Annotated in this window: 8 protein-coding genes, 2 tRNA genes and 2 pseudogenes; 10 read left to right on the top strand and 2 right to left on the bottom strand. The window is 36.5% G+C overall.

Translation table 11 applies throughout. The annotated features are described in order from the left end of the window. Both CRG87_RS07245 and yycF read right to left on the bottom strand, forming a co-directional pair. Positions 1-320, bottom strand: a pseudogene (locus tag CRG87_RS07245) (cell wall metabolism sensor histidine kinase WalK); the annotation flags it as partial. 63 nt (positions 321-383) lie between these two features. Then, positions 384-1100 carry a response regulator YycF gene (gene yycF, locus CRG87_RS07240; RefSeq protein WP_046305826.1) on the bottom strand — a complete coding sequence of 239 codons (717 nt, stop codon included), beginning with the start codon at positions 1098-1100 and terminating at the stop codon, positions 384-386. A gap of 137 nt (positions 1101-1237) precedes the next feature. Here yycF and CRG87_RS07235 point away from each other — a divergent pair. The 10 genes and pseudogenes from CRG87_RS07235 to CRG87_RS07190 form a co-directional block, all read left to right on the top strand. Next, positions 1238-1310: transfer RNA gene (locus CRG87_RS07235), tRNA-Lys, on the top strand. Positions 1311-1700: 390 nt separating this feature from the next. Beyond that, positions 1701-1776 (top strand) — tRNA-Lys (locus tag CRG87_RS07230). Between the two features lie 195 nt (positions 1777-1971). After that, a complete protein-coding gene (locus tag CRG87_RS07225) occupies positions 1972-2295 on the top strand; it encodes a PadR family transcriptional regulator (RefSeq protein WP_074426104.1) in 324 nt (107 codons plus the stop codon). Beyond that, the gene (locus tag CRG87_RS07220) at positions 2279-2902 is read left to right on the top strand and encodes a DUF1700 domain-containing protein (protein WP_074426105.1); all 624 of its coding nucleotides are present in this window, start codon (positions 2279-2281) and stop codon (positions 2900-2902) included. Before CRG87_RS07225 ends, CRG87_RS07220 begins: the two co-directional genes overlap by 17 nt. 286 nt (positions 2903-3188) lie before the next feature. Further along, positions 3189-4097, top strand: coding sequence for a DUF4097 family beta strand repeat-containing protein (locus CRG87_RS07215; protein WP_074426106.1), 909 nt, complete (start codon positions 3189-3191; stop codon positions 4095-4097). Positions 4098-4236: 139 nt separating this feature from the next. Beyond that, positions 4237-4959 (top strand): DUF4097 family beta strand repeat-containing protein, encoded by a 723-nt coding sequence (locus CRG87_RS07210; RefSeq protein ID WP_074426107.1) that lies wholly within the window; start codon positions 4237-4239, stop codon positions 4957-4959. Positions 4960-5318: 359 nt separating this feature from the next. Continuing rightward, the gene (locus CRG87_RS07205) at positions 5319-6485 is read left to right on the top strand and encodes an SLAP domain-containing protein (RefSeq protein WP_074426108.1); all 1167 of its coding nucleotides are present in this window, start codon (positions 5319-5321) and stop codon (positions 6483-6485) included. Positions 6486-6981: 496 nt separating this feature from the next. Then, positions 6982-7743 carry a lysophospholipid acyltransferase family protein gene (locus CRG87_RS07200; protein ID WP_074426109.1) on the top strand — a complete coding sequence of 254 codons (762 nt, stop codon included), beginning with the start codon at positions 6982-6984 and terminating at the stop codon, positions 7741-7743. Positions 7744-7758: 15 nt separating this feature from the next. Then, positions 7759-8453: pseudogene (locus CRG87_RS07195) on the top strand (glycosyltransferase). A 24-nt stretch (positions 8454-8477) separates the two neighbouring features. Beyond that, on the top strand, positions 8478-8879 hold a 402-nt coding region (locus tag CRG87_RS07190; protein ID WP_322862741.1), incomplete at its 3' end, for a glycosyltransferase.

The following is an 8879-nucleotide window of genomic DNA, read 5'->3' as shown; positions in this document are numbered from 1 at the left end:
GCACGAATAATGTCTTTATTGTCGACCACGATAATTTCACTAATGGTACCAATTCCGTTACTGTAATCACTAACAATTCGGTTAAGGTTACTGTCAGTGTGCTTATCATCTTTTAACAGCTGCGTAGACAACTGATTACTGACAATTGGCAGCACCTGAATTGAAGATTGAAAGTTTTCAATACTATTTTGTTCCAATTGCCTTGTAAAATAGGCACCAATTACTTCAATCGTAGCAATAATCATCGCCATAAAGACAGCGGCTAAAGTAGTATTAATCGAAATCGTTAAATGTTTGAACTTATTTTTTAATTTTTTCATATTCATAGAAAGCTAAATATAAAAAGAAAGCCGCGCATAAAGTAGTTCTGCGGGCTTTCTTCATTATTCCTCAGTAGGCTGTTTTACATAGTAGCCAACACCACGACGAGTCACTAAAATCTGCGGTTGGATTGGGTTATCTTCTATTTTTTCACGTAGACGGTGAACAGTTACATCAACAGTGCGGACATCACCAAAATAGTCGTAGCCCCAAACTGTTTGTAACAAGTGCTCACGTGTCATTACTTGGTCCATATGCTGAGCTAAATAGTAGAGTAACTCGAATTCACGGTGAGTAAGTTCGATTTTCTTACCCTCTTTTTCTACTATATAAGCATCTGGCATAATCACTAAGTTACCAATTGTAATATTTTTTGTAGAAGTATCTTCATTAGTACTTTCTACTTTTTCAGCGATATTGCGGCGACGCAAATTAGCCTTAACCCGAGCAACAAGTTCGCGGTTAGAAAACGGCTTGGTAACATAGTCATCCGCACCCATTTCTAAGCCCAGCACCTTATCGATCTCCGTGTCTTTGGCTGTAACCATGATAATTGGCAAATCATGAGTTTGCCGAACTTCACGTGCAACATCTAAGCCATCCTTTTTAGGCAGCATTAAATCCAAAATCATTAAATCTGGATCATATTCATCTACTTTTTTAATGGCTTCTTCTCCATCATAGGCAGTGTCGACGTCGAAGCCCTCCTTAGTCAGATTAAACTTAATAATATCTGATATTGGTTTTTCGTCATCGACAACGAGAATTTTCTTTGGCATCGAAAGCCTCCTTTGCTTACCATTATACTGTTTTTTCCCTTATTAGCCAAAAAAGTCACAAAAACTTAATAAAAAGTCTTGCATTTTAACCAATTTAATAGCATAATAGTTCCCGTCGGCTGTACAAGACAGCATTTGGGTGGCTAGCTCAGTTGGTAGAGCAACGGACTCTTAATCCGTGGGTCCAGGGTTCGAGCCCCTGGCCACCCATCATAAAGGAAAAAGCAACAATTGCACAGAATTGTTGCTTTTTTGTTTTCTAATAAACGGACTATGCCACACTTTTTAACACGGTCAAATATCCAGTCAAATAGTAATTGGGCTATAGTTAAACTTAGTTTTTAATTACATACTTACCTTTATTTGTGTGTAGTTTGCGGCAATAGTCCTGACTTATTGCTGCTTTTAGCAGCTGCATTATCTTATTACCTTTGCCAAGTGCTAGTCAATTTTTTAGCTTACGCATTTCAGCAAGTTAAGACACTAAGTTATTGCATACAAAAAAATAGGTCAATTAGAGCAAAATTCATAATTATTTTTGCTAAACCCCTTGTCAAAGTATGAAATAGTTGCTATTATATTTAACTGTCGGTAAGACATGGGTGGCTAGCTCAGTTGGTAGAGCAACGGACTCTTAATCCGTGGGTCCAGGGTTCGAGCCCCTGGCCACCCACCATAATGGAAATGGCACTGCAAGTAGTCGGTGCTTTTTTTATTTTCTTTTTTAATTAAACAAGTATCAGACGGCTAATTAACTTAGTCGTCTTTTTGTTTTCAGTCTTTTTATAGCACAGTAGTAATTTATGCTTGCCTCCTAATCAATACTAAATTAGAATATTATATAGCATATAATATAAGAAGGGAGTAAAGCATGGCAATCCAAATACCAACACGTTTATTGGATGGTGCTGTTTTAGCTTTTTTAAAGCAAGATGACTTGTATGGCTACGCTTTGACACAAAACGTTCAAAAAGTTTTCGATATCTCCGAGTCAACCATTTATCCGGTATTACGGCGCTTAAAGAAAAATAACTACTTAACAACTTACGATGAACCATACCAAGGGCGCAACAGGCGCTACTACCACATCACCGATGATGGCATTGAATTACTCCAAACAATCCAAGATGAGTGGCAGAGTTTTAGTACAAATGTTGATCAAGTGTTAGGAGGACAAAATGACCAAAGTAATTGATGATTATATTTTTGAGCTGGAACAAGACCTAAGCGGCTTACCAGAAAAAGAGCGTCAAGACGTGCTCGAATTTTATCGTGAATTTTTACTTGATGGCGATTTTGTCAGGCGTTCAACCATTGAACAAGAACTAGGTACACCAAAACAGTTATCAATTAAAATACTAGCCGACTATTCAACCAATAGCGATTCTGCTTCAGTTAAAGCAACGGCGCCTCGGTCAAATTTAAAAGCAATTTGGTATATCCTGCTAGGAATTTGTGCCGCCCCTATCGGTATCCCGCTAATTTTATTGATTTTCGCTTTTCTTGCCGTTTGTTTAGCTTTTTTAGTAACCTTAGCAGCTATCGTCTTCACATTCTTCCTTAAACAAGGCTTTCTCCTAGTTAAGGCCATTGCTCTCCTGTTCACGGGTAGCTGGGCCGCTGGTAGCCTTTATTTAGGACAAGCACTAATCGCAATCGGGATTGTTCTTTTACTTTTACCGTGGCTTGTCAAGCTAGTCGATTTTCTTATTGCCAAATGTACAACAGCAATGCGTAATTTAGGGAAAAATGTTTTAAAGAAAAACTATTTTCAGACCAATAAAAATCATAAAGAGAATTAAAAATGAAGAAGCTTTATAAAATTGGCGGGTTACTTATCATCATTGGGCTATTTTTATTTGGCGCAAGCAAAGTAGTAACCAGAGTCGCACTTTTAACGTGAATGAGCTTGACCGAATTCAGCTAAGCTACTATCCGCCCTGATATCAAAATTTAGCAGGGAAAAAATTTAAAATTACAGTTAGCGGCAGTCATGGTGCAGACACTAAGAAAATAAACCTGCTATCCGCATTGATAGCACAGATGGAAGCATTTTAATCCATTAAATTTTATAAGGAGCCCTTTATAATGAAAAAAATCTACGTAATTGGTATTACTGTTCTTACATTAGGTCTTGCCTTACTCATTATCGGCAAGGTAAATCATGGTGAACAAGAGGCCGACCTTGCCAATTCAGGAAAAAGGTCTTCAATGATTGAGCGTGCTAGCAATTTCTTCACTCATGGCGAGCAAAGTACCCATAGAGTAAAGACTGTTACTAAAATCACGCAAGTTAAGCCTTTTTCTAGCATTAAACTCAACGTCGATCAACCAGATGTGCAAATTGCTCACGGTGAAAAATTCCAAGTCACGGTTGTTGGCCACAACCCTAAAAAAGTTGGAATAGAAGTCACAGACCATCAATTAATTATTACTGACAATGGTTCATATGATGATGGCTATCGCATAGCAATCACTGTGCCAAAAAATAAGGACCTAGAAAATATTGATGGCTCTTGTTCTGAAGGCGACTTTAGTCTACGTGATCTGACTATTGGCAAAGTTGATTTACAGCTTCAAGACGGCGACGTCACTGTTAATAATGTTAAAACCAAAAATGCTAACTTCTATCTCGATGACGGTGACATGATGCTTACCGATTCATCTCTTTTTCAAAGCATCCTCAACTTAAATTCTGGCGACCTAACTGTCACAAATTGTCACCTTAAGACAACTGCTTCACTTGATGATGGCGATGTTAGCATCAACAACTCAAAAATTATTGATGACTGTCTATTTAACTTAAATGATGGTGATTTTCAGGCAAGCCAAATTTCTAAAACCAGCTGCCGTCTTTCAATTGCCTCATACGACGACGATGATGATGAAAATATCAACTATCATGGCCATAGTTACAGAAAGTACTTTAGCGAAATCATCAAGGGTACTCCACTTCTTAAAGTAGTCTGCTCAGATGGCGGAATTAAAATTAACTAAGGGTTTTTTTCACCAAGTCAAAGTCTTGTATTAGTTTTCATACTTGTACAAGGCTTTTTTATATTGCTCAACCACTGCTTTCAATGCTATGATTAATTAAAATAATAATTAAATTAAGATTAAACAGAGGCATTCACCTATGAGCAACTGGTTTGAACACGGAAACAATTCTCAAAATAGCAATTTTAAATCTTACCATATTGATTTACCCTCATTCATCAATATTAAGGCTAATCTTTATCTTTTTAGTGTTAATATCCAAGCAGGTACAGACTATCAGGCAACAGTTTATGATAAAGATCAAAGTCGAATCAGTTTTAGTGTTGAAGACCAAACACTACTTATTAAAGAAAAAGATGAAAATAGAAAGCAGAAAAATATCCATCTGTCAGACATCCCTAAGTTAATTATTACTATTCCTAATGGGACTTCACTTGATTCTGTCAAAATCGGAAATAATGTAAGTGATATTAACTTAGCCGGTTTTAGTATGCGGCAACTTGACTTGTACTTATCTGCTGGCTCATTACAGTTAACAGAAATTACCGTAAAAGACCGTGCTAAAGTCATTCTTGAAGCTGGCAGTTTAAGCATTTCACACTGTAAGACAAACTTGAATGCAACACTTTCTGCTGGATCGGTTAAAATAGAGCAATTACGCGGAAACAATCACTTTGAACTAGCCGCTGGCTCATTAAAAGCAACTACTGATGATGATCAAGAAACAGAGTATAATCTCACAACTGTGGTGGGTTCGATTAATTATCATGGCCACAGAAAACTGCACCATTTTTATCGAGAAGGTGCGGGCAAAGATTACTTAACGGTCCAAAGCGCAGTAGGATCAATCAAGATTATATAAAAAGAAGTCTTACTTTAACAAAAACAAGTTAAAGTAAGACTTTTTTATGTCTAAAAATTAGCGTTGAACATCAATGACAAATGAATTAATGTCTCCACGGTACTTGATGTATGTGTGCATAAGATTACCATATCATGCAGAAAAGCCGTGTAAAAACCAAAACTACGCTCAGTTTCACTGTTTTTACTAAATTTCAATTGAACTAATATTATCTTTTCCAAATCGCTTTTTAGTGAATTAATAACTTTTACATTCTAATCAAGCTATATACCTTGATACAATTGTGTTTCCAAACTATACAGGGTATTATAAGCATATTGGATATGAGTGTATAAGTTATTATCTAACAGGTGTTGAAAATGAAAAAAATAAGCAGAAAAGTGCTGACTAGCATTGCAGGTATTGTGCTACTAAGTATTGGCTCTGTTAGCTTGAGCAGTGAGAGCAGTTCGATAGCTTCAGTGCAAAAAGTAAATGCAGCTACTACAAAGGTACAGCTTAAAAGTAATGCATATGTATATACTAAGCGAGGCGTTCGGAAACGTGTAAAAAGCCTAAAAAAGGGACGAATTCTCAATGCATATAGCTTAGTGACAATTAAAGGGAAAAAATACTATAGCATAGGTAAAGGACGCTATATTAAAAAGACAAACGTGCAAAAAACCAGTAGTAACTCAACTAGTTCAACCTTTTTAATTCAGTTAACAAAAGCGTCTCCAATATACGATGCAAATGGCAGGTCAACAAGGAATACTTTCAAAAAGGGTTTAGTCGTAGCTGTAAAAGACAAAAAGCTAATCAATGGTGGTCAATTCTATGCTCTAAAGGGTAATAAGTACATTAGTGCAAGCGACGCAATTGTTCTTGGAGAAACTACACCTATTAAACCAGGAAATAGTAATGATAAGGACAATAACCAACTTGAAGATACCGCAAGCAAACGTGATAAGCCAACTCAAGATGAAATTGACTACATGCTATCGAATATAAAAAATAAAAACCGTGAATTGGTATATTTTTCAGATAGTGAGCTTTCGGAAATTCGAACATCTTTGTGGCAAAAAATTCAAAATTATAGAAGTTCCAATGGATATGCTCCATACAAATCTAATCCTGAATTAGATACATTCATTGCAAAAGTATCTTCTACTACTGATAATATGTTTTTGTATTCAGAAGATATTAATAATGGAGATGTAGCCCAGTACCTGCCAACTTTGGCAAGTAAAGGAATGAATGCTGTTCAAGCAATAGATCATTACAAGTATTATGGGAATTATCGAGGTGCACCAGTAGTATTTAATATTAGAGACCGAAATACTGAACATGTTGCTACTGACATTTTTAATTGCTTGAAGAATGACCCGTATTATGAAAGTAAAATTCTAGGTCTCTTTGATAAAAAAGCATTTGGCGCTCTAAGGTTAAACTACAATTGGAGTGGGGTCAGCTCTACGGTGGGCTTAGTCTTTATCGAAGTGGCTGGCACAAGTTCTGATTGGACGAATTACTATAACGCTAATTAAAATAGTTAAGAAGGCATTACTTATAAGTAATGCCTTTTGTCTATAAGAACAATCTGATTACCGATTAGTGACTACATTAATTCTGTCATTAAGTTTGGTAACAGGAGACAATTTCATTTCTCTGTAATTCCTCGCACAAAACTTAGATTGTACTTCACTAGTTTCATTAGCACATAAGTTATTATGATCAATCAAATGCGCAAAGTCGGCAATTGTATATTTCATTGTTCCCAGCTTTATGTCATTACATATTATGATTTTGATATACCTATATTCTGCCTACTAAATAGAAACCAATTACTACTTTCAAACTATGTACTTTAAAATTTCAGCAACATGTTTAAGCGTCTACTAAATAATAAAAGTAACTAGCTAGTTATATTTTGATTAAACTCATTGATAACTTTTTTATAAAATGGAAAAAATATTAACATCTTTTTATTCTTACAAGATTCATGATAAAATTGTTTAATATTGTTATTGAAAGAAGGGTTTCATGGGTAAGCATACATACTACTACCAACACGAAACTGATGATTTAGTCGATAGCCATAATCAGAGCTATCAATTGCCTGATGACTATTCAATTTTTCCTACTTCTCGCATCGGTAAAATTTGGTCGGTCATTGTGCGTCCGCTCGCACATCTAGTTAGCTTTGTTTACATTCGCCTAATCCTCAATGCCCGTATTGAAGGCAAGGAGAAGCTAGCAAAAGCTGGCAATCAAGGCTTTTTTCTTTATGGCAACCATACCCAAGCATTTGGTGATGCAGTTTTGCCCCTAAACATTATTGATGCTAAGCGCTATTACGCAATTGGAGCTCAGGCAAATTGGGGCATCCCAATATTAGGAAAACTTGTTTTGCCTTATTTTGGCCTGCCTATCGGTGAGAACCTTGACCAATCAGGTAAATTAATTCGTGCTGTTTCCACTGTTATTAAAACCGCTAAGGTCGTAGTCATTTATCCCGAAGCTCATGTTTGGCCCTACTACACCAAAATCAGGCCATTCTCTTCTACTAGTATGCACTTCCCGATTGCTGCAAATGCTCCTAGCTTTTGCATGACGACAACCTATTCAAAGCCTAAACACGGCTCTAGACCCAAAATCACTGTTTTTATTGACGGTCCCTTTTACCCAGATACTAATCTTGATAAAAAAGAGCAGCAACAAAAATTGCATGACCAGATCTTTTCTGCGATGCAAAAACGTGCAGAAAAAAGTAACTACGAATACTGCACGTATCACAAAATTTAGTTTAAGGAGTTCAACATGAATATTCTTTTTTGCGGCGACCACAACGCCGAAAATGGCATTCTTATTGCTATTCTTTCTTTATTAAAAAATAGCGGCTCAGAAGAACTCCATATCTACATTCTGACAATGTACACCCAGAGCTTTAAAAAGAAGTTTAGTCCGTTCAGTAAACATGCAGCAGACTATTTAAAATCGCTCTTAGTTAAGCAGAATCCCAATAGTACTTTAAAATTAATNNCCTTGCCGAGTTTTACAATCAAGACCTAACAGACACTGAATTTGTTGGCGTACTCGATTACTGGGGACGTTTCTTTTTCCATAATCTGCACCAGCACCGCGCCTTCGATTATGTCAATTCAGGGGTTCTTTTGCTTAACTTGCCAGAAATTAGAAAAACCAACTTGTTTGCTAAGATCAGACACCTCTTGCAAACCAGAACTGTTTTAATGCCAGATCAGACCGCACTCAACCGCTTTGCGAGTGAAAAAAAACTTGCACCACGGCGCTATAACGAGCAATACAAACTGCAACCTGATACAGTAATTCAACACTTTACAACTAGTTTCCGCTTTTGGCCCATTTTTCACACTCAAACAGTAAAGCCGTGGCAAGTTGATCAGGTTCACGATGTGCTGAAATTGCATGAATACGATGACATTTTGACGGAGTACCTTGACACCAAAGATAACTTGGTTAAAGATAAAGACTAAATTTTTAAAATGGAGAAAATATAAATGACAATTCCAGTTTTTTACGCAATTAGCGATGACTTCACTAAATATGCCGCTGTTTCACTAAATTCATTAGTAAAACATGCAGATTCTCAAAAGGACTATACGGTTTACTTCCTGAGCCAAGACCTCTCCGCTGAACACAAGCAAGACCTGACTGATCTGGGTTCTGATAACGTCCACATCGAATTTTTCAAAATTAATGATGAAATTGTTGCGCCTATTCAAAATAGAAGCGAAAACTATTTACGCGCTGATTTCTTCACCATGTCAATTTTTTACCGTCTCTTTATTCCTGACCTATTTCCACAATATGACAAGGCTATTTATATCGATAGCGATACCATTGTCAACGATGATATTGGCAAGTTATATGACACAGAATTAGGCAATCACCTTTTTGGT

This window comes from Lactobacillus apis, assembly GCF_002837055.1.
Classification (GTDB): Bacteria; Bacillota; Bacilli; order Lactobacillales; family Lactobacillaceae; genus Lactobacillus; species Lactobacillus apis.
Note: the sequence above shows the minus strand (reverse complement) of the source record. Positions and strands in the feature narration are given on the sequence as shown.

Coding starts and splice junctions, on each gene's coding strand:
- CRG87_RS07220 (WP_074426105.1), top strand. CDS start 2,279: ATGACCAAAGTAATTGATGATTATATTTTTGAGCTGGAACAAGACCTA.
- CRG87_RS07205 (WP_074426108.1), top strand. CDS start 5,319: ATGAAAAAAATAAGCAGAAAAGTGCTGACTAGCATTGCAGGTATTGTG.
- CRG87_RS07225 (WP_074426104.1), top strand. CDS start 1,972: ATGGCAATCCAAATACCAACACGTTTATTGGATGGTGCTGTTTTAGCT.
- CRG87_RS07210 (WP_074426107.1), top strand. CDS start 4,237: ATGAGCAACTGGTTTGAACACGGAAACAATTCTCAAAATAGCAATTTT.
- CRG87_RS07200 (WP_074426109.1), top strand. CDS start 6,982: ATGGGTAAGCATACATACTACTACCAACACGAAACTGATGATTTAGTC.
- yycF (WP_046305826.1), bottom strand. CDS start 1,100: ATGCCAAAGAAAATTCTCGTTGTCGATGACGAAAAACCAATATCAGAT.
- CRG87_RS07215 (WP_074426106.1), top strand. CDS start 3,189: ATGAAAAAAATCTACGTAATTGGTATTACTGTTCTTACATTAGGTCTT.